This is a genomic window from Dyella sp. LX-66 (assembly GCF_018599165.1).
GTDB classification, from domain to species: Bacteria; Pseudomonadota; Gammaproteobacteria; order Xanthomonadales; family Rhodanobacteraceae; genus Dyella_D; species Dyella_D marensis.
The window spans coordinates 220,687-242,616 of record NZ_JAHFVJ010000004.1 but is presented as its reverse complement, the minus strand read 5'-3'; the positions used below and the strand labels follow the sequence as shown (position 1 = coordinate 242,616).

Sequence of the window (21,930 nt, the reverse complement as noted above, 5' to 3'; positions counted from 1 at the left end):
CTAGAGGTCCCAGCTCCACAGGTTCAGCCGCAGCCAGTCGAACAGGCCGTGCAGCAGCACCCAGCCCAGCTTGCGCCGGCCGGCGCCGATCTTGCCGACGCCTTCCATGCCCGGCAGCAGCAGCGGCGAATCCTGTTTCAGGCGCGCCTCGACGCGGTAGAAGTTGCGGCCGTCCTGCGCGGTGGCCACCGGCATGATCTTGGCCACGGTGAACGCCATCGGCTCGCCGGCCAAGCCGGTGATCACCAGCTGGCCGTCCTGGCCTTCGCGCACCTGGGCGATATCGCGCTCGTCCACTTGAAGAATGATGCGGTAGCTGTGCAGCGGCGCGATCTCGAACAGCTTCTTGCCGGCTTCCACCGGCGTGCCGATCTGCTGGCTCAGGTCGCCGGTGACCACCACGCCGTCGTACGGCGCCAGCACCTTCACCCGCGACAGCTTGTCGTCCAGCAGGTCCAGCTGCGCCTGCGCCTCGCGCAGCTGTGCGCCGACCACCTGCATGGCGGTGAGGTCGTGCCCGGCCATCGCCTCGCGCAGCTTGTTGTCGTACTGATCGCGCTCGCTGGCCCACTTGCTGCGTTCCACGCGCAGATCGTGGTCGTCGAGCTGGGCCAGCGGCTGGCCCTTGGCGACGGTGTCGCCGGCGCGCACGAAGCTGGCCGCAAGAAAACCTTCGAACGGCGCCGCGGCGACGCGCTGGATCTCGCCTTCGGTGACGGTCTTGGCGGAGACGCGGTACGGCACCGGCAGAAACACCAGCAGGGCCAGCAGCAGCGCTGCCGCCAGCGCGCCGGCCTTCCACAGCAGATAGCGCGGGCCGAGCAAGGCGGCCAGGAAGCGGCGGCCTTCATCGCGCAAGCGCTGCCACGAACCGCGCTCCGCATCCACGCGCTGCGCGATCACCGGCGCCAGCAGCGCGCCGAAGGTGTCCATCCATTTGCGCTCGTCGTCGCCGAACGGCGTCGGCGCTTCGCGCTCGATCGTCACCACCGCCACGCACCTGGCCTGCTGCGCGATCGGCAGCGAGAGCAGGCGGCCGGCGCCGGTACGCTGCAGCAGGGCGGTATGCGCGCGGAAGCTGTCCGGCGCATCGTGTTCGGGCGCCGCCGCTTCCACCGGCTGGGCCAGGTCGCAGCACTCGTTCATCGCGGCGGTATAGGCGTGCACCAGCGGCGAGGATTTCTCGAACGTCGCCGCTTCCGACAAGGCCGTGAGCCTGACTTCGCCATGGCGCATCAAGCCGATCGCCACGCGCGTGCCGCCGAAACGCCGGCGCAATTCGTTGCTGAGGTCGAACAGCGCCTGCTGGAAGCGTTCGTGGCGCAGCGCAATCGCAATGGCTTCGAGCACGCCCAGCGAGCGCACGCTCGAAGCGAGCGCGGCATCGTGCTCGCGCCGCGCGAACAGATTGCTGAGCCAGGCGCTGCCCCAATGCAGCTCGCGCAGCAGCAGCGGCAGGCTTTCGTCGTGGGCGCTCAGCTCCAGCACGACCGCGCCGGCCACGCGGTCGTGCACCGACAGCGGCGCCGCCACGTGCCACAGGCCGGCGGGCTCCGCGCAGGGCTGCACCACCACGCGGCGCTCGGCCAGCGTGCGCTGCACCGCTTCGCCCATGCGCGCCATATCGCCGTTGGCCTGCGGAAACACCGCGATCGGCACGAAGTTCTGTCCGTCCGCGGATTCGACCAGGATCGCCGCCTGCGCGATCGCCGCGAACTTGTCGCGCAGCACCGCCAGCCAGGCGTCGCAGAATTCGGCCGAGGTGCGCGCGGTGATGAAGCGCGTCCAGCCGTCCAGCGGCAAGGGCGTGGGTGCGGAAGGATCGGGCGTGGCGGGCAGGGCGTTCATCGCGGCGCGCGCTCCGGCTTGAGCGAAGCGGTGGCATTCATGCGCGCGGGCACGAAGCACTGATCCAGCTCGTCGATATCGGCGATGCTCAGGTCGCCCAGGGTGGCCCGCAGCTTGATGTACGAAGTGAGCTGCTGGTAGCGGCCCTTGCGCATGTCGCGCTGGGAGGCGGCGATCTGCTGCTTCGCGGCGAGGGTGTCCGCTTCGGTCTTCAAGCCGCGGTCGGTGCCGCGCTCGGCCACCGCCAGCGCGCGTTGCGCGGAGGCAATGGCGATGCGCGCGGCATGCGCCTTGGCCAGGCCCGCCCGCCAGGCGAGAAAGGAAGTTTTCACGTTGAGGACAGCCTGCCGCCGCGCGGCTTCCATGTCGTCGCGCGCCTTGTCGCGCAGGGCCAGCGCTTCGGCGACCTTGGCCGACTGCGTGCCGCCGGAATAGATCGGCACGTTGAGCTGCAGGCCCACGGTAAAGGTGCGGATGCGGTAGCCGGCCTGGCCGGGAAAGTTGCCGACGTTCTGGTCGGTGTTGCCGTAGCTCGCCACCATGTCCAGGGTCGGCTGGTGGCCGGCGCGCTGCTTGCTCACTTCGTCCTCCGCCGCGGCGACCGCGCGCGCGGCGGCGCGCAGGGCGGGGCTGCTGGTGTCGATCTGGCCCAGCCAGCTGTCGATGTCGTTGCCGATCAGGTCGGGCAGTTCGAGCTGGTCGTCCAGATACGGCTGCTGCAGGTCTTCCGCCGGGCCTACCCACTGCTCGAGCGCTGCCAGCTTGGTGGCGTGGTCGGCCTGCGCCGACTCCGCATCGGCCGCGGCTTCCTCGTACTTGGCGTGCGCGTCCTCGGCCTGCGGTTCGCCTTGTGCGCCCAGTTCCACGGCACGGCGTGCGATATCCCATTGCGCGCGCAAGGCGTCGCGCTGCGCGGCGGTGAACTCCACCGCGTCGCGCGCTTCCATCAGGTCGAACCAGGCGGAGGCGAGTTTTTGGTACAGCTGCTGCTCGGTGTCCTTGAGCTGGTATTCGCTCTGCCGTTCCACTTGTTCGGCCTGATGCAGGCTGGCGGTGTTGGCCGGACGCCACAGCGGCTGGGTCAGGCTGAGCTGGCCGGTGTCGCCGTGGTAGCGGTCGTGCAAGGTGTGGGTGACGCGGTCCATCGTGTCGTAGCGGCGGCGGTTGCCGTTGCTGCTGGCGGTGGCGGAAATCTGCGGCAGCATCGCGCCGAAGGCCTGGCGCGTGCGCGCCTGCGAAGCATCGAGGCTGGCCTTGGCCGCGCGGTAGCCGGGTTCGCTGTCGTGGGCGATGGAAAACAGTTCGCCCAGCGAGGTGACGGTGTCGGCGGCGAGCGCCGGCATCGCCACCAGCAGGCTGGCGCACAGCAGCGCCAGCGGCAGGGCGCGGCGGCGCATCGGCGATCCTCCGGGACGTACCGGAACCAGCTCCCTCGCGTAAAGACTTTCGCGTCGCACCTCAAATCCCTTCGTAGTGCCCGGAGGGAGAGGCCGGTCCGTCGTGGACCGCAACGACTGGACGCACACCGGAAACCGCACGGTGCGCTCTGGCGTTAGTTCCGACGATTTCCCCCTGAAGCACAGGCATTCTGGCATCGGGCCGGGGGTGTGCCAAGGGCTGGCGCGTTCAGGTTTTCCGCAAGGTTTTGCGCTGGCCGACGCCCGCTTGGCGCACACGAAGTTGCGCTACCATCCCGCCTCGTTCACCAGCGCGCGGCGCATCCAGCGCCAGTCTCAGGGGGAGTCATGAAGCGCATCATGGGAGCGGCCGTACTGGCGGCCGCCTTGTTGGCCGGCTGCCACACCACCGGCCAGAAAATCACCACGCTCGATCCGGGCAACAGCCGCGACCAGGTGGTCGCCACCCTGGGCCGTCCGGATGCCTTGAGCACGATGGGCGATTTCGAGGTCTACACCTATCTGGCGCGCCATCGCTCGCGCATGTCGGTGACGCACACCGACTACACCGTGGTGATGAAGGAAGGGCACGTGGTGCAGTTCGGGCCGGGGCTGGCGCGGCGCGAAGGGCTGCACAACGTGGTGATCGTGCCGCCGGAGTCGTGAGAGCCGGCGTGCGGATGATTGTTCGCCGTGCCGGTTCTGCGGAATAGCTGCGCATACAAGGAGCGCTGGATGGCTAAGTCGATTCGCGGCCTGGTGGCAGCGACCATCATGATCGTGCCGGTACTGGCGTGGATCGCGCCTGCCTGCGCCGATGCGCCAGCGGCTGCGCCCTCGATGGATGCCATACCGATGCTGCGGCAGGCGCTCGATCGCGCACCGCCGCTGGATGCCTTTGAATCCGCCGTGCTGCAGCAGCAGTTTGAGTTGCTGGGCTTCAAGGCTGCCGCGGACCGGCTCGACGACTATCAACGCCTGCGCCTGTTGGGTGCGGCCATGCCGCCGCCGGGCGAGGCAGCGGCAACGCTGCGCGACGTGGTGGCTGGGGCGCGTGTCGAAGCCGCGCTGCGCGCCGCCGTCGCGCGCATCACGGCAGATGGCGTGGCGGTGGGGTTTCCCGCCGCCGTTGACGCGCAAAGCGCGAGCGCGCCGCAGCTGCAGATGAGCCAGCAGGGGCTGGAACATATCGATCGCCTCGCACCCGGTGCATGGGGCTTGTTCAAAGGCGGGCAAGCGGACCCCGCGGAGACAGCCGCGCAGGCCGAGGCGCTCTACCTCGCCGCGGATATGCGCAACCGGCTGGCCATGAAGGCCGATCTCCACGTCCAGTACGAGTTGCCGTCCGGACTGACGCTGAGCTGCGAAGCGGGCGAGGTACCCGCAGGAGACCATCGCAGCGGCCTGTGCCAGGTCATGCTGACTGGCCAGGTGGCCAGCCCGGGAGGCAGCCACTGGATGGCCTTGATGCCTGAGCAGAAAACCGCTTTGTACGACAGCTTGCTCGCACTGCGGCAGGCCGCTGCGCCTGCACCGAAAGCGGTCACGGTCCGCATCGGCGAGCTGCACCTCACCATCGACACTGCGAGCGGAGCCACCCTGGAGGGCGCATGGCGCGCCGCGGCCGCGACCGAAGCCCGGCAGCGGCTGCAGACGGCGCCGTGCGAGGCGCTGGGCAACTGCGCCAGCGGCATGGCACAGCAGGCGACGAGTCCCGCCGCCATCCATGCGGGGCTGACCTTGCTGGTAATGGCCTGCCTGGTCGTCTACCGGTTTCGCCAGGGCGGCACCGGCCGCTTCTGGCCGACCCTCGCCAAGCTCTATGCACTGCTGTTCGTCCTGGCGATCGGCGTGAACGCGGTGGACCGCCCCACCGGCGCCACTCGCGGCGCACCGCTCAGCGGCACGCTCGGTTTCATGGCCAAGGCGGCGGTATCGATGCCGTGGAGCTATTACTTCGCCAGCAGCGCGTCCGATCCCGGTCCGCGTCCCGGCGTGCCTGCCAGGCCGCTGGCCGATGACTCGCCCTGGTTCTGGGGCTTGGCCGGCGTCAACCTGGTGTTTCTGCTGTTGATGGCTGCCGGTGGTGCCGGGCAGCGGCGGGATGCCGGCAGCGCGCTCAGCTGAAGCGGAAAGCGGTTCGCGCGGCGAAGCCCCGGCATCGCCCCATGCCGTGTCTGCTCAGGACGAAGGTTGCGCCGGCAGCTCGGATGCTGCCGGTTCCGCCGCTGGCGGCGAGGCCTGGTAGGTGGGAAAGCCCTCCGGTACCCGCGGGTCACGCGGCACCGCCTTGCCGATCAGCTTCTTGTCCGACAAGCCCTGCACCTGGGCGGGCGTCTGCCCGTCGCACAGGTGGGTTTCCGTATGGCCGTGGTTGTCGACCAGCACGCCGCTGCTTTCGTAGCCGGCCGCGCCTTCCGCGGGCGAGCTGGTTTCCGAGAACACGGTGAAAGTCGAGCGGCCGTCGCTGAGGCGCAGATAGGTCAGTGTGCCACCCGCGCCGTTGCTGGCCTGATTGCCGCTGGCGAACAGCCGCGGCGGCACCGGTTCGCGTTCGTTGGGGAAATCCGCTTCCAGGTTGCGCTCGGTGCCGTAGCGGTAGCGCAGCTCGTCGTAGGTGTCGTCGCCGGGCTTGCCGCAGACGGCGATCTGCTTCTGGCCGGAGGTGCAGGCGAACAGCGTGGCCTGGCCGGCCGGGCAGAGGCTGCCCTGGGCGGGTTCGTCCGGTGCCGCCTGCGCGCGCAGGCCGGGCGCGGAGCCCACGGCCAGGCAGGCGAGCGCCGTGGCGAGCAGTGATGCGGGGCGAGCGGGCTTCATGATGTTCGAACCTCTCCTTGGTGGCCGGCGACGAGCATAGGTGGGTCGACCACCATCCTCCGTGATCCCTGCCGCAAGGACCAGCTGCGGTTGGATACGCGTTCGCCATTCTGCGCGAAAAGCGCTACCGCTTCGCAGCTGGCGCCGCCACAGGTGCCATGGGGTGAGGCATAAGGGGCGGGCCGTGCCCGCCCCTTATGCGATCAGTTGAGCCGCTTTACCGAAAGGCCCGTCTGGCTGGCCAGGTCGTCCGGCGGCAGCAGCGGATCGGCGACCAGGGTGTTCCACCACGCGCCGCCGACGTTCGCGGCGGAACCGATCGCAGGCGCGGCGTCGCCGGACCAGTCGATTGCCGGCGTGCTGTCGTCGTCGATGTTGGCGCGCCGCACGATGATGTAGCCGCCGCTGCCGGCCGACCATCCGTACACCGCCGCATCGGCCGACACCATCACGCTTTGCCCGTTCCAGCAACCGCCATTGGCCACCACGTTGAGGCTCACCGTCGCCGTGGCGCTGAGCCTGCCGTCGCTCACCATGTACACGAAGCCGTCGGTGCCGGTATAGCCATGCGCCGGACGGTAGGTGTAGCTGCCGTCGTAGTTGCGCGTCAGCGTGCCGTGCGCAGCCTTGCCCAGGGTGAGTGTCAGGCAGTCGCCGTCCGCGTCGCCGATCAGGCAACCGAAGTCGATGCACACGCTGCCGTCCTTCTGCACCTGGAAGCTGGCATTGCGCGCGGTGGGCGCGTGGTTCACCGGCGCTACCGTGATGCACACCATGGCGGTGTTGGAGTCGGCGCTGCCGTCATTGTCGCGGTAGCTGAAGCTGTCGGTGCCGTACCAGCCCTTGTTCGGCGTGTAGGTGTAGCTGCCGTCCGGGTTGAGGCTGAGCGTGCCGTGGCAGGGGCCGCAGACGATGCGGGCGGCGAGCTTGTCGCCGTCGGCATCGCTGTCGTTGGCGAGCAGGTCGATGCGCACCGGCGTGCCGGCGTTCGTCGTGGTCTGGTCGTCGCGGGCCACCGGCGCGTGGTTCGGCGCCAGCACCGTGATGGTCACGGTGGCCGGAGCCGACTTCAGCTGGCCGTCGTCGGCCACGTACACGAACGTATCGGTGCCGACGAAGCCCGCCTGCGCGGTATAGCTGAAGCTGCCGTCCCAGTTGCGCGTCAACGTGCCGTGCTTCGGCGTGGCAGTGACCGTGGCATGCAGGCTGTCGCCATCCACGTCGCTGTCGTTGGCCAGTACGTCGATGCGCGTGGCCTGGCCCGCTCGGGTGGTCACGGCATCGTTGTTGGCCACCGGTGCCTGGTTCACGTGTGCCACGTGGATCCACGCCATCGCCGGGTTGGAATCGAACTGGCCGTCGTTGGCGGCGTAGGTGAAGCCGTCCAGGCCGTACCAGTTCGCATCCGGCGTGTAGGTGTAGGTGCCGTCGGCGTTGAGCGCCAGGCTGCCGTGGCTGGGGCCGCACAGGATGCGCGCGGTGAGCGGGTCGCCGTTGATGTCCCAGTCGTTGGCGACCGGATCGATCTTCACCGTGCCGTTCTCGTTGACCCAGGCGCCGTCGTCGAAAGCCAGCGGCGGCAGGTTCGGGCCGAGCACCGTGATGGTGACGGTGGCAAGGTTGGAATCCGCCTTGCCGTCGTTGGCCACGTAGGTGAACGTGTCGGTGCCGGTGTAGCCGCAGTCGGCGGTGTAGCTGAAGCTGCCGTCGGCGTTGTGCACCACGCTGCCGTGCTTCGGTCCCGCCACCATGCGCGAAGTCAACGCATCGCCGTCGGCATCCGTGTCGTTGGCGAGCACGCGGATGTTGGCGGTCTGGTTGTTGTGCACGCGCGCCGTGTCGTTGGCCGCCACCGGCGCCTGGTTGGCGGAAGCCACCACCAGCCGCACCGTCGCCACGTTGGACAGCGACTTGCCGTCGCTGGCCTGGTAGGTGAGCGTGTCGGTGCCGGTCCAGCTGCCGCTGGGCACATAGCTCAGGCTGCCGTCCGCATTGCGCGTCAGCGTGCCGTGCGCCGGGCCGGACACCAGCACCAGCGACAGCGCATCGCCATCGGCGTCGGTGTCGTTGGCCAGCGGGTTGAAGTTCAGCGGCTGGCCCTGCTTGCCGTTGAAGGTGTCGTCGTTGGCGACCGGTGCATGGTTGGTGGCGCGCACCGTGATGGTGACCGAAGCCAGCGCCGAGTCGAGCGTGCCGTCGTTGGCGACATAGCTGAAGCTGTCGGTGCCGCTGAACGCCGCGTTCGGCGTGTAGGTCAGCGTGCCATCCGCATTCACGGTAAGCGTGCCGTTGGCCGGCTGGCTGACGATGCGCGCGGTGAGGCCGGCGTTGGCGGCGCGGCCGGAACCGGCGTTGAGGCCGGTGCTGTTGTCGATGTCGCTGTCGTTGGCCAGCACGTCGATGGTCACCGGCACGCCCTGGTCGGTGGTGGCGGTGTCGTTCACCGCCACCGGCGCGTGATTCACCGGCGTCACCGTCAGCACGATGGTGGCCACGTTCGAATCGGCCGTGCCGTCGTTCACCTTGTAGGTGAAGCTGTCGCTGCCGGCGTAGTACGCCGTGGGCGTGTAGGTGAAGCTGCCGTCGTCATTGCGCACCAGCGCACCGTGCGCCGGACCGCTGACGATCACCACCGACAGCGGATCGCCGTCGACATCCCTGGCGTTGCCGCGCGGATCGAGCGCGACGGCGCCGTCCTCGGCCACCGTGGCGCTGCCGTCCTGGGCCGTGGGCGCATGGTTCACCGGCGTCACGGTCAAGGTGATGGTGGCGACGTTGGACTCGGCGGTACCGTCGCTGACCTTGTAGCTGAAGCTGTCGCTGCCGCGGTACAGCGCGTCAGGCACGTAGGTGAAGCTGCCGTCGGCGTTCTGCGTGAGCGTGCCGTGGGCCGGGCCGCCGACGATGACGGCGGTGAGCGTATCGCCGTCCACGTCGTTGGCATCGCTGCGCGGATCCAGCGTCAGGCTGCCGTCCTCCGGCAGGGTGGCGCTGGCATTGGCGGCGGTCGGCGCGTGGTTGATCGGCGTCACGGTGATCTTCACCGTGGCGACGTTCGAATCCACCGTGCCGTCGTTCACCTTGTAGCTGAAGCTGTCGTCGCCGCGGTACAGCGCATCCGGCACGTACTGGTAGCTGCCGTCGGCCAGGCGGGTGAGCGTGCCGTGCTGCGGGCCGCTCACGATCACCGTGCTCAATGCATCGCCGTCGACGTCGGTGGCGCCGCTGCGCGGATCGATCGCCAGCAGGCCTTCCTCGGCCACGACGGCGTTGAGGTCGGCCACCGTCGGCGCGTGGTTCACCGGATCCATGGTGAAGGTGAGCGTCGCCACCGCCGAGGTGAGCTGCCCGTCGCTCAGCTGGTAGCTGAAGCTGTCGGTGCCGCGGTACAGCGCGTCCGGCGTGTAGGTGAAGCTGCCGTCGGCGTTGAACTGCAGGCTGCCGTGCTGCGGGCCGCTGACCAGCACCGCGGTGAGCGGATCGCCGTCGACGTCGGTGCCGTAGTTCAGCACCTGGCCGCTGTAAGCCTGTTCCTCCGGCGTATGCACCTGCGCATTGATGGCGATCGGGGCGTGGTTGACGTGGATCACCACCAGGCTGACGGTGGCCACCGGCGAATCCGCGGTGCCGTCGTTGGCCACGTAGGTGAAGCTGTCGTCCCCGTAGAACAGCGCGCCCGGCGTGTAGGTGTAGGTGCCGTCGGCGTTCTGCGTCAGCGAACCGTGCTGCGGCTGGTCGACGATGCGGTAGGTGAGTGCGTCGCCGTCCACGTCGGAAACCAGCTTGCTCAGGTCGATCAGCGCGGTGCCGTCTTCCTGCAGCGTCACCGTCAGGTCGTTCGCACCCGGCGCGTGGTTCACGTGCGCAATGGCGAGGTTGACCGTGGCGAGGTTGGACTGCGCTTCGCCGTTGTCGAGCAGGTAGGTGAAGCTGTCGTTGCCGTAGTACAGCGCGTCGGGCACGTAGGTGAAGCTGCCGTCGGCGTTGAACGTGAGCGTGCCATGCGCCGGGCCGGTGACCACGGTGGGCGTGGCGCCGGTGGCGTTGACGTCGTTGCCGAGCACGTTGACGTTGACGCTGCTGTCTTCCTGGCCTTGCACCAGGTCGTCGTTCGCCTGCGGCAGGCCCATCAGGGCCACGTCGCTGACGGTGACATGGCTGCCGGCCGGGCCGAAGCCGAGCAGGTCGAAGGACAGGTTCACCGCGGTGCCGGCGGCGATGCCGCGCAGGTCGACCAGGTAGGTGCGGCTGCCGTCGGCATTCGTCACGTAGCTGACGCCCTGTGCCAGGAAGGACGTGCCGTCGCCTTGCAGGTTCAGCAGGTCCTGCGTGCCGCCCAGGGCGATGGTGCCGCCCATGGCCTTGCCGGTGGACGCGTCGACCAGCGCTGCCTCGAACGCGTCTTCAGGCATGTCTCCGGGGTTCTGCAGATAGACACCGGAGACGGTGAAGCTGAGGAAGCGGTCGTTCGCGCCGACCACGAAGGACTGGCCGACACGGCTTTGCGCAAACGCCGTCTCGCCCAGCGTGGCAGCGCCGTTGCCCAGCGTCGCAAGGCCGCTGGTTGCCCACCCGGAGCCGTCGAGGAAGCCACCGTTGGACAGCGTCGGGTTCACGGTGGCCTGGGGCAGCGCAGCGCCGGCCTGCGGTGAGGCCATGGTGTAGTGGCCGCCGGTATCCGCGGCGGGGGCCGCCGCATCGGCATCCGTGCCTGCCGCCGTTGCGCCGGCCGCGACGCCGGCCAGCGACATGGCGTGGGTCACCGGTGCCTGTGCCTTGAGGAAGCGCAGGTTGTCCAGGCGCACCAGGTCGCCGGCGACGCTGGCCGGCTCTCCATCGGGGACCACCACGAATTGCAGCCGGCCCTGCATCTGGCTGGACCCCAGCAGGCTCTGCAGGCCGCTGATCACCACAGTCTGGAAACCCTGGCCGCTATAGGCCGGGGTGCCCAGCGCGATGCTGTCGAGCGGGATCGCGGCGGTGCCGTCCTTGCCGTTGACCTGCGGGATCCAGAACACCTTCAGCGTGGTGCCCGGCTGCGTCGCCGTGGTCGAGAACTGGAACGACAGGCTGTCGGCTGTCGGCGGAATCGCCATGCGGTCGTGGGTGAGCGTGCTGTTGTTGGTGCCCAGCACGTAGCTCAGGTCGTAGTCGCCGTCCGAGTTGGCCTCGAAGATCGAGTAGATCAGGTTGTAGCTGCGGTACTGCTCGATGGCGAACGGGTTGTTCTGGTCCTTTACGGCCAGGCTGCCGCTGGAACTGAAGTCCAGGCCGAGCATCGACTTGAGCGTCGGCGCCAGGAGGTCGCCGCCGAGCGAGTTGGCGATGCTGTCCAGGGTCTGCTCCAGGCCCGAGCTGTAAAGTTGCCGGGCCACGCTGTCGACCACGCCCAGGATGCTGTTGTAGATCGGCGTGCCGCCGGTCACGAAGCCCAGCGTCGCCAGCAGCGAGCGGTCCATCGGCGAGTTCTTGATCTCCTGCACGATCGCCGAGTAATTGGCGGCGATGGCCTGGTCCAGCAGCGGCTGCACCTGGTTGACGATCACGTCGTACAGCTGGTGGATCGCCGCCTTCGAGGTGGGGTTGTCGAAGCTCGGGAAGGCGTGCACGAACTTGTACTCGAAGTCCGAGTAGTTCCAGTTGGTGCGCAGGTCCAGGAACTGCGCACGGCTGTCGCGCGTGTCGTGGCTGTTGGGATAGTTGCCGCTCAGGGCCTCGCCGTTGTCGATGCTCCAGCCGGGGACGTCGTACGAGGTCATGTAGCGGCCTTCGAAGCCATTGCGGCTCTGCTCGAAGGTGCCGTTGAAGACCTGCAGCCCGTCGTCGTAGACCTGGTCGCCGTTCTCGAACGCCTGCAGATTGGTCTCGCCCGGCGCGCCGTGGTTGACGGTGACGATCGGGCGCTCGGAATTGTTGTAGCCGGTGCTCGGCTGGTTGCTGGCCGGGGCGAGCAGGGGCGGCCGGCGGCTCGAGCCGCCGCCGAGAATCGAATAGAACCAGCCTTCGCCCACGCCCTCGAACGAGCTGTCGGAGAAGTCCGTCTGCCAGTTGCTGAGCAGGCCGTCGCCCGCCGAGTACATGGTGACGTTGCCTGGCTTGCGCAGGTTCTGCCGTTCGTTGATGTACCAGGGCGTGTAGTTCGGAGGGCTCAGCAGCGAACTGGAATACGCCGGCGAGTCGGAGAAATGCCGCCAGATCGGCTTGCCGTTCTCGATGCCGGTGGGACTGCCCTTGGGCGGTGCGATCAGGTTCAGTGCCGCCGTGCCCAGGTACCAGTTCTGGGTCATGGAGTGCGGGCCCGCCTGCAGCGCGGAGCCGAATGCGCCGATGCCGTCCGACAGACCGGTGAAGCCCGGCAGCTGGCTCAGGTCGAAGTCGATATTGGCGTCGCTGAGCATCAGCTTGTAGCCGCCGGCCAGCATCAGCCAGTAATCGGAGGAGATCTGGTCGTTGCGGTAGAACGGCTCCTTGTTGGTGTCGTACAGCGAGCGGCCGTTGGGGTTGAAGGTCAGCGCGATGCGCAGTTCCAGCGCCTCCTGCTCGTAGTAGTTGTCCTCGAAGCCGATGTTGCGCCAGTCGATGACGTTGGAGTCGTTGAAGTCGTCGTTGATCAGGTTGCCCAGGTCCAGCGACGGCTGGTCGTAGTCGTGCACATCGAAGTCGGTCATCTGCAGGTCCTTGGGGTGGATGCCCCACTGGCCCAGGCGCTGCGCGATTTCCGAATTGACCACCGTGCCGCGGCTATGCGCGATCAGCTGCAGCGGCGCGTTGTTGAGTGCATCCGCGCCCAGCTGCATCAGGCTGGCGAAGATCGCGTCGGCCGCGGCCTCGGTGAAGCCGGTGGTGCTCATGCCCGACTGCGAATACCAGTCCGAGATGAGGAAGATCGGCTTGCCGGCCGCGCGGTAGGCCGCCAGCGCCGCCTGCGAGTCGGTGCCCTTCGGCCGCGCGAAGTAAGGGTTCTCCTGCGTGGGGTCGTACTCCACCCATTCGCCGGTGGCGGGCGCGTAGACGAACAGGCCGCCGCCGGTGCGCAGGGCCAGTTCGCGGCCGAGCTCATAGGCCGAGGTGGTCTCCACGAAGCCCTGTTCCAGCGACGGCTGGTAGCCATGCGTGATCAGGGTGATGCCGGCATACTGCCCGCCCGGTGCGCGATAGGACGGCGTGGTGAAGGCGTAGGACTCGCGGATGACCGTGCTGCCGTCGCTGAGCGAGTCGTAGGTGACGCCCCAGTAGTACTGCTGCGATGCGGTCAGCGCGAAGTTCGGCGCCTTGCTGGTGTCGTAGTCAAACTCCAGCTTGCCGTTGCGGTACTCGCCATGCACCTTGACCGTGAGAATGCGGGCTGCGTGCGAGTCCACGGTGCTGGTGCCGTCGATGGACGGAAGCAGCGTGCGGATGCTGCCCGGCAGCAGGTTGTTGGCGGCCAGGCCGTACTTGTCGTTTGGGTCCGGGAACAGGCCGTGGTTCGCATCGAACACGCTGATGTAGAGCGTGGCTTCGATCGGGTCGCCGTCGACGTAGTCCGGATCGTCGATGCTCCAGTGGAACACCGGCTGGATCAGCTTGGTCGCATCGGTATAGGAATCGATGCCATCGACGCTATGGTCCTTCAGCGTCGCATCCTGCGCCTGGCTGCCGATGCCATGGGCGAAGCCGATCGGGTACAGCGTGGGCAGGCTGCCCGCGGGCGGCTGCACGCCCGGCGGCGGCTGGTCGATCGGGCGCGTGTCCGAGGTGTAGCCGTAGGCGGCATGCGCGTCGGCGATCAGCGTATCGACCGTGTACTGCATCAGGCCGGCCGGGCCGTCGGCATTGAACACCTGGGCGTAGATGTACTTGCCGTCCGGGGTCAGGCTCAGGCCGCTGAGCGCGCCGCCATCGATAGGCGTGGTCGCGCCCATGTAGACCGGCGGGCCGTCGAGGCCGAAGGGATCCTGGATCACGCCGATCTTGCCGCCGATGAAGTCCAGCGAGATCTGGTTGTAGATATCCAGGTCGCCGGTCATTTCCAGCTTGGTGCGGGTGAGGTTGTAGTCGGCGATGAAGGCGTACTTCAGGTCCGGCGTGATCACGATGCCCGCGGCCTGGTTGATGTTCTGCCAGTAGCGGTTCTGCGTGTAACCCGGGGGCGCCATGTTGATCAGCGGCGACACGTTCACGCGCTGCAGGTCGCCGGTGGTGGGGTCGGTGACCAGCTGCAGCGTGGCGATGCCGTCGTTGAAGCTCTGCGCATTGGAGACGATGAAGTGCGAGCCGTCCGCGGCCGCCTCGATGAACAGCGGGGTGACGCCGTTGAAGCCCTGCGCCGAGCCGACGTTCCAGGTCTTGCACTTGCCGGTCAGCGGGTCGACCGAATCGAGGTCGATCACGATCAGGTTGCCCGGCACGCGCGGGCCGCTCGGGAACAGCGTGTATTCCTGGCTGGGCGCGGTGGCCAGCAGGTAGCGGCCATGGCCGCCGACGGCCAGCCCGTAGATGCCGAACGGCATCACCGAGGCATCGCCGAGCTTCAGCTGCAGCACCGCCTGCTGGGTGTCGTAAGTGGACGAGTACGGGTCGATGTCGAAGCGGTACAGGCCTTCGGAACCGGTGCCATAGCGGTCGCCCAGCGCCACGTACAGCGAATCGTTGGCGATGGTCAGCGAGGTGATGGTGGTGCCGGCGTTGGCGCCGGGAATGGTGAAGGTATCGAAGACGGACAGCGTGGCGGTGTCGATCGCATAGATCTTGCCGTTCTGGCCGCCGACGTAGGCGCGGGCGTTGTCGGCCGAGAACACCACGTCCTGCACATGCCAGCCGACCACGCTGATGGCGCCGCCGTTCTGATCCTGGTTGATGGTCTTGATCAGGTTGCCGCCCTGCATGACCAGGATATGGTCGCCCTGCGCCACGATGGTCAGGTTGTGGCGGCCGTCTACCTTGGCGTTGCCGCTGGTGACTTCCATGTCCTGCACCGAGCTGTCGCCGCTGGCGGTCATGGTCTGCTGATGGATCACCCGTACCAGGCTCAGCGTCATGCCTGCCAGCGGCATGCCGGCAGGCACGGCGACCTGCACCTGGCTGGCGCCGATGCCGCCGGGCGGGATCACCACGTCGTAGTGATCGCCGGTGGGTGCGGTCATGCGCAGCAGCAGGTCGCCGTACAGCGCATCCGGCTGCGAGGGGCTGAAGTTGGAGCCGCTGATGGTCAGGGTGGTGCCGCTGTCGTCCAGCGCCACGTTGTCGATCTTCGGCTGCGCGAAGGCGAGGTCCGGCGGCGGCAGCGGCAGCACGCTGTCGAGCGAGACCGGCGGCTGGCCCGACGCCAGCGGCGGAATGCTCGCCTGGCTGACATAGGTGATGCCTGAGCGGAACGCGTAGGCGCTGATCACCGAGTTGAGGCCGATGGCGATCGCGTCCAGCGAGATCGCCGCGCCGATCAGGCCGCCGGCCATCATCGCGATATTGGTCGCGGGGTTGAACAGCAACGCCGGCTGCACGCCCAGCACCACCTGGCGGCTGCCGTCGTCCGGGTTGCGCTTGACCGCGGCGACGTAGAAGCCTGAATTGGCCAGGCCGGCATACGGCGGCGAGGACGTATGGATGAAGCCATCGTCGCCGACCTTGCCGGATTCGACCGCCAGCCACACGCCCTGCGTTGCGCCGGTTTCATTGAGGAAGGTGGTGTACTTGTAGAAGTACACCGTCTGTCCCGCGACGGCGCCGGCCGGCGCCTGCATCGACAACTGCACCGGCACCGGCAGCTGGGTCGAGCCCATCTGCAGGTTGAAGGCACCGGCCATGCTGAAGTCGGCCGGGAACGCCGGCGGCGCGATCGGCAGGCTGGCCGGGTCGGTGGCGGTAACCGACACCTGGGTGGCCTGCGCCAGCGCATCCGGCGGGACCTGCAGCACCAGGCCATTGCCGCCGTTGACGATGCCGCCCGCCGCCGGATCGATCTGCTGCGCACCGGCTGCCGGCAGCGCCATGACCTGCACTTCGATATCGCGCTGCAGGCCGTTGGTGATCACGCTGACGATGGTGAAGCCCGGGCTCCTGGCGACGATCAGTCCGTCCGCGGTGACCGTGGCGATAGCCGGATTCTGCACCCGGTAGATCACGCCGCTGGCCGCGCCGGACTGGTCCGGACCGGTCGAGGCGTTGATGCGGATCTGCCGCGTGCCCTGGTTCTCGACCAGGCTTACGCTGCCCGGGTAGACGTCATAGGCGTATTGGTTGTTGGCGTTGTAGAGGTTCTGGTCGACCGTATTGCCGGAGGCCTGCAAGGCGATCGCCGCGGTCAGGCCACCGGCCTGCGCGTAGATCACCGCGTTGCCCTTGCCGACCACGTGCACCACGCCGGCCGAATCCACCGTAGCCACCGACGGATCGCTGGAACTGAACTGCACGTAGCCCTGGGTGAGCAGCACATGCGCCTGGTCGGCGAATTCGCCGTACAGATGCAGCGGCACCGAGCTGCCCGGGGTCAGGAAGCCCAGTCCGCCGGCGTCGATGCGGGTCAGCGGCGCCGCGCTGACATTGACGGTGACCGTCAGCGGCGCCGACGCGTTGTAGCCATCGTCGGCGAGCAGCACGAAGCTGGCCGCGCCGCTGAAGCCGGGGTCGGGCGTGAAGATCACGGTCTGCCCGTCCTCGCTCAGCCGCGCCTGGCCGTGGGTGGCGCCGACCACGCGCCAGAACACCGGGTCGCCGTCCTGGTCGGTGGCGAGATTGTCCAGCGCGATCTGCGCCGGCAGGCCGACGTGGGTGGTCGCTGCGCCATAGTCGGCCGCCTGCGGCGGCAGGTTGGCGTGCCAGCCATAGTTGGCATAGAGGATCTGCCGGTCGGACTGGCCCACGGTGCCGTCGCCGTCGAGATCGCCGGCGAGGTTTCCGCCGGCCGCGTCCTGCGCCCACAACGCGCTGTCGGCGCCGTCGATGCGGCCGTCGCGATTGAGATCGCCGGCCACCGCGATGCTGACGCCGGCGCTGCCGGTGCCGGTCAGGCGCAGCAGCTTGAGGCCGGCCGACGTCACGCGCACCAGTACCGTGCGCACGCCGTCGTGCACGCTGCTGCCGAGCACGTCGCCGCCGATCACCTGCAAGTCCGATGCGGCATCGCCGAAGTGCAGGCTGATGGCCACGATCAGCGCGCCCTGGCTGCCGGGCGCGCCGACGGTGGAGGCCAGCTCGCTGTCGCGCACCTGGAAGGCGAGCGTGGTGGTCTGGCCGGCGGCCAGGGTGCCGCTCCATTGATTGGCCGTGCTGTTGCCCAGCCAGTTGGCGGCCGTGCCCAGGTTGGCGGCAATGCTGTCGGCATAGGGCTGGCCGGAAGCGTCGTAGCCGTACGGCGTACCCAGCGCGCTGTCGTCAAGCGTGCGTACCAGCACCAGGCGGTTCTGCATGTCGTAGCGGTAAACGATGCTGCGGCTGTTGCCGGCGGCGTCGAGCGGTCCGCTGATGCGGGTGATGCGTCCCTGCGCGTCGCGCACGATGTCCACGCGATCGGAACTGCGGCCGCCGACCAGGGCGATGCCGGCGTCGGAGACCAGCCACTGCGCGCCATCGGCGAAGGCGACGCCGGTGAGCTTGCCCTGCGCATCGAGGCTGTAGTGCGTACCGTCGGGCGCGGTCAGCACGTAGCCGTTCGGCACCCACGGCAGCCCGGTGAGCTGATCGTAGAGATGGCTGCCCTGGCGCAGCAGGTTGTTGCCGTTGGCCGCCTGCAGCTGCCAGCCCTGGTCGCTGCCGAAGCTGGCCTGGTACACCACCGGTGCGCCGGCGCCGCCGGGCAGGGTGGTGGCGATGGCGCCGAGGGTGAAGCTGAGGTTGCGGATGCTGGCGCCGGCGTCGCCCAGACTGTCGGGCATGCGCAGCCATACACGCGAGCCGAGCGTCCACGCGGCGGTGGTGCCGGTGGCGGTGGTCGCGAGCTGGTCGGTGCTCAGGGCGGTGTCGAAACCGGGCAGGCCCCAGTTGCCGAATGCCGCGCCGGCGGCGCCGTCGAGTTCGCGGTCGACGACGAAGGCGTGGCCGCCGAGCTGGAAGCTGGCATCGACGGCGGCTTGCTGGCCGAAATTCTTCTGCGCGGTATCGACGATCACGCGCGCGTCGATCTCGCTGGTGCGGCCGCTGAGATCCCATGCGGTGAGGCGCAGCTGGTACACGCCATTGCGCAGCAGCGACGGGTCGAGCGTGGCCAGCGCGAGCGCCTGGTCGACGCTGGCGGCGCCGCCGTCCTGCTGCGCCAGTGTCTGCCACTGGTCGCTGCCGGCGGCAGCGAGCTCCAGGCGGTAGCCCATCAGCTGCAGTTCCTGCAGCGAAGCCTGCAGTGCGGCCGGGGCATCCACTTCCACCGGCTTGCCGGTGGCGGTGGCGCCGGCGAGTGTGCCGAGCCAGTTCAGCGCCGGCGCCTGGGTATCGGCCGGATCGCGCACGCGCAGCTGGCCGTCCTGGGTGCCGCTGAAGCCATCGGCATCGGTGGCGGTGACGCGCACGTCGATCAGGCCCGGCTGGGTGGCTTGCAGGCGGAACCGTCCGCTGCTGTCCAGCGCCACGGTCTGCCACTGGTCGCTGCCGAGTCCGGCGCCACGCACCTGCACCATCATGCTGGCGATCGGGCTGAAGCTGCTGGCGCGCACCGTGACCAGCACGGTCTGGCCGGGCAGGGCCGGCGTGCTCGGCACGCTGTCGATCAGGATCGCCGGTGCGTTGGCGGCGGCATTGGCCACGACGCGCACGGTGAAGGTCTTGCGCACGCTGGCCTGGCCATCGCTCACCTGCGCGGTGATGACGAAGTCGCCGACCTGGCCCGGCCCCGGCGTCCAGTTCAGCTCACCGGCCTGGGCGTCGTAGCTGGCACCTTCGGGCAGGCCGCTGAAGCTCACCGTGAGCGCGGCGGTCTGTGCTGTCCCGTCGGGATCGCCGGCGAGGATGCCGCCGGCGGCGCCGGTGCTGCCCAACTGCACGGGCAGGCTCAGCGCCTGGCCTACCGCCACGGCGTGGCTGCTCACCGCGAGGGTGGGCGCGCGATTCACGTCGAGCACGCGCACGCTGACGGTGCGCGTCGTGCTGAGGTCGCCGTCGGTGGCCTTGAAGGTGAAGGTGAAATCGCGGCTGCTGGCGCTGGCGTTGTCGACCACGCCATAGCCCGGCGTCCATTCGAAGTAGCCGGTGGCGCTGTTGAACGACACGCCGGCCGGCGTGTTGTCGTCGTACACCATGCTCACGTGCACCGGATCGCCGTTGGGGTCGGCGCTGTGCAGGCTGAAGGACAGCGTATTGCCTTCGGTCACCAGCTGCATCGGCATCGGCAGGATGGTCGGAGCCAGGTTCACGTGCGCCACGCGGAGTTCGAACGTGCGCACGAAACTGGCCGAACCGTCGCTGCCGGTCACGCTGAAACGGTAGACGCCGGGGCTGGCGGCACCGGCATTGCCGCCGCTGGCGGCGTAGATGCCGGGGGTCCAGCGCAGGGTGGCCTGCTTGCCGGTGCCGGCGGCGGGCACGTCGAGCGTCATGCCCGGCGGCAGGCCGGTCACGTTCCAGTTGAGCGGATCGGCGTCGGGGTCGGCGGCGAACAGATCCAGCGTGAGCGGACTGCCTTCGCTGCCGGCCAGCGCCACCGGCACCGCGGGATCGCCGCTGTCGGCGACGGTGTTGCCGTTGAGCTGCACGCCCAGCAGCTGCGGCGCGGCATCGGCGGCGCGCACCACCACGCGGATGGTGTGGCTGACCACGTTGGGCACCGGGTTGGCGGGATTGGTCTGGCCCTGGTCCTGCGGCGGCAGGCCGCTGTCGGTGACGGTGAGCACGATGTCGTGCGGACCGACGTCGTCGGCGCTCGGCGTCCAGGTCAGCAGGGCCTGGCCGTACTGCGTCTGCAGGGCGAACTGCGCGCCCAGCGGCAGGCCGCTGGCGCTCAGGTGCAGCGCGTCCTGATCGGCGTCGCTGATCGCGATCGGCAGGCTGAGCGGCTGGCCGGCCACGGCCACGATCTGCTGCGGCAGGCTGAATACCGGCGGCTCGGTCACGCTGCGCGCGGTGACCACGAAGCTCACCGAGGTGGCCTGCGCCTGGTTCGGCGTAGCGCCGCCGGTGTCCTGTGCGGTCAGGGTGATGGTGTAGTCGCCGCGGTCGCCGTCGCCCGGCGCGAAATGGATCGTGCCGGTGATATGGCCGTTCGCGCTGGGCGGATTCTGGGTGTAGCTGGCGAAACGCGGCAGCCCGCCGAGGCTGACCAGGATCGGATTGCCATCCACGTTGGTGATGTCGAACGGCACGTCGAGCGTGGCGCCCTTATCGACGAAGGCGTTGCCGATCGAGGCGATCACCGGTGCGCGCGTGGTGTCGCCCACCACGATCGGGATCGTTACCTGCGAGGAGGCCGGCGTGCCGGTGCCGTCGCCGTCGTTGGTGGCGATCACCGTCACGTGATACGTGCCGGCCTGGTCGTAGCCCGGCTTCCAGCTGATGGTCAGGGTATCCGGATCGAAGACGGCGCCGGCCGGCAGGCCGAGCACCTGGTAGCTCACCGTGGCCGGCGCCGTGCCGCCGCCATCCTGGTCGAGCAGCGGACCGCCCGGCTGCAGGCGGATCTTGGGTACGAAACCCGGATTATTGGGGTCGAACGCGAACACGCTGATCTGCAGCGGCTGGCCTTCCAGCGTGTTCCAGGCCTGGCTTACCAGCGGGTCGAACTGCGGCGCGCCGTTGGCATTGAGCACGTTGAGCTGCACGACCTGCTGCGTGCTGATGCGGCGGACGTCGCCGCCGGGCAGGGTGTAGGTGGCGGTCAGGGTCACCACCACGCTGTAGTTGCCGTGCTGCGCATAGCCGGGCGTCCAGCTCAGCCAGCCGGTGTCGCTGTTGAGCTGCATGCCGCCCGGCAGAGTCGGCGCGGAATAGCTGAGCGCGATCGCGGTGCCGTCGGCGCGGCTCAGTCCGCCGGGCAGGCTGCCGGCGAGCTGCAGCGCGAAGGCATCGCCCTCGCGCAGGGTCTGCGCCGGCACCGTGCCGAGCACCGGCTGCGCGAAGCCCTGCTGCACCACGATGTCGAACTGCTCGCTCACCGTGGTCTTGCCGTCGCTGACGCGCACGGTGACGTTGCGGTAGGTGCCGGCCTGGTCGTAGGTCGGCGTCCAGGTCAGCACGCCGGTGCCGGCGTCGAACACCGCACCGGCCGGCAGGTTGCCCACGCTGAAGGTCAGCGTGTCGCCGTCGGCATCGACAGCAGAGAGCGGCAGGCTGAGCGTCTGGCCTTCGAGCAGGGTCACATTGCCCTGCGCGGCCAGGGTCGGCGCGTGGTCGCCGTTGCTCACCGTCAGATGGAGCGTGCGCAGCGCCACGCCGCCGCGGCTGTCCTGCACACGCAGCACCACCACGGTATCGGCCAGCGCGCCCGCGCCCGGGGTCCAGCTCAGCGTGGCGGTGGAGTGGTAGTTGCCGTCGGCGCCGACGGTGTACGTGGCCGGCGGTGTCAGCACCAGGCCGGGCGGCGCCTGCACCACCTGCCAATAGAACAGCGTGCCGTCGCTATCGATCGCATCGACCGAGGCGCTCCACGGCTGGCCGATCGTGGCCGGCTGCGTAAAGGTGTCCGGCGTATCGGCGCTGGCACCGACCGGAGCGATGGTCGGCGGCAGATTGGCCTGCGGCACCGCATACACGCCATGCCCCAGGTTGAACTTCGCCAGGTCCGCCAGGCCGCCGCTGAAGTGGCTGGCCGGCACCACGCTGATGGTCTGGTTGGCGAGCGTGGCGCCGACCGCCAGCTTGCCGCCCAGCGCCTGCAGCGCGCTGGTGAGATCGAGCACCCACAGATCGGACTGATCGCCTGTGCCCTGCGTGGCGCCATTGATGTTCATGCCGAAATACGCACCCGGAT

6 protein-coding genes (1 of these 6 only partly in view) are annotated in these 21,930 nt (G+C 68.8%); 2 read left to right on the top strand and 4 right to left on the bottom strand.

Annotated elements, in window-relative coordinates:
* Together KK141_RS09945 and KK141_RS09940 are read right to left on the bottom strand one after the other, a co-directional pair.
* On the bottom strand, positions 1 to 1,848 hold the full coding sequence (locus KK141_RS09945; RefSeq protein ID WP_214570550.1) for an HlyD family efflux transporter periplasmic adaptor subunit: 1,848 nt from the start codon (positions 1,846 to 1,848) through the stop codon (positions 1 to 3).
* Positions 1,845 to 3,245, bottom strand: coding sequence for a TolC family protein (locus KK141_RS09940; protein ID WP_214570551.1), 1,401 nt, complete (start codon positions 3,243 to 3,245; stop codon positions 1,845 to 1,847). Before KK141_RS09940 ends, KK141_RS09945 begins: the two co-directional genes overlap by 4 nt.
* A 348-nt stretch (positions 3,246 to 3,593) precedes the next feature.
* On the opposite strand from KK141_RS09940, the gene bamE reads away from it, so the two are divergent.
* Together bamE and KK141_RS09930 are read left to right on the top strand one after the other, a co-directional pair.
* Positions 3,594 to 3,911 carry an outer membrane protein assembly factor BamE gene (bamE, locus tag KK141_RS09935; RefSeq protein WP_168648680.1) on the top strand — a complete coding sequence of 106 codons (318 nt, stop codon included), beginning with the start codon at positions 3,594 to 3,596 and terminating at the stop codon, positions 3,909 to 3,911.
* Positions 3,912 to 3,980: 69 nt separating this feature from the next.
* On the top strand, positions 3,981 to 5,372 hold the full coding sequence (locus KK141_RS09930) for a hypothetical protein (protein ID WP_214570552.1): 1,392 nt from the start codon (positions 3,981 to 3,983) through the stop codon (positions 5,370 to 5,372).
* Between the two features lie 54 nt (positions 5,373 to 5,426).
* On the opposite strand, the gene KK141_RS09925 is transcribed toward KK141_RS09930, so the two are convergent.
* Both KK141_RS09925 and KK141_RS09920 read right to left on the bottom strand, forming a co-directional pair.
* Positions 5,427 to 6,062 (bottom strand): hypothetical protein, encoded by a 636-nt coding sequence (locus tag KK141_RS09925; protein ID WP_214570553.1) that lies wholly within the window; start codon positions 6,060 to 6,062, stop codon positions 5,427 to 5,429.
* 203 nt (positions 6,063 to 6,265) lie between these two features.
* A protein-coding gene (locus tag KK141_RS09920; protein ID WP_214570554.1) for an Ig-like domain-containing protein crosses the window boundary here: on the bottom strand, positions 6,266 to 21,930 show its end. It continues 22,231 nt past the right edge of the window; only the last 15,665 of its 37,896 coding nucleotides appear in the window; its start codon lies beyond the right edge, outside the window — the gene reads right to left on this strand; its stop codon occupies positions 6,266 to 6,268.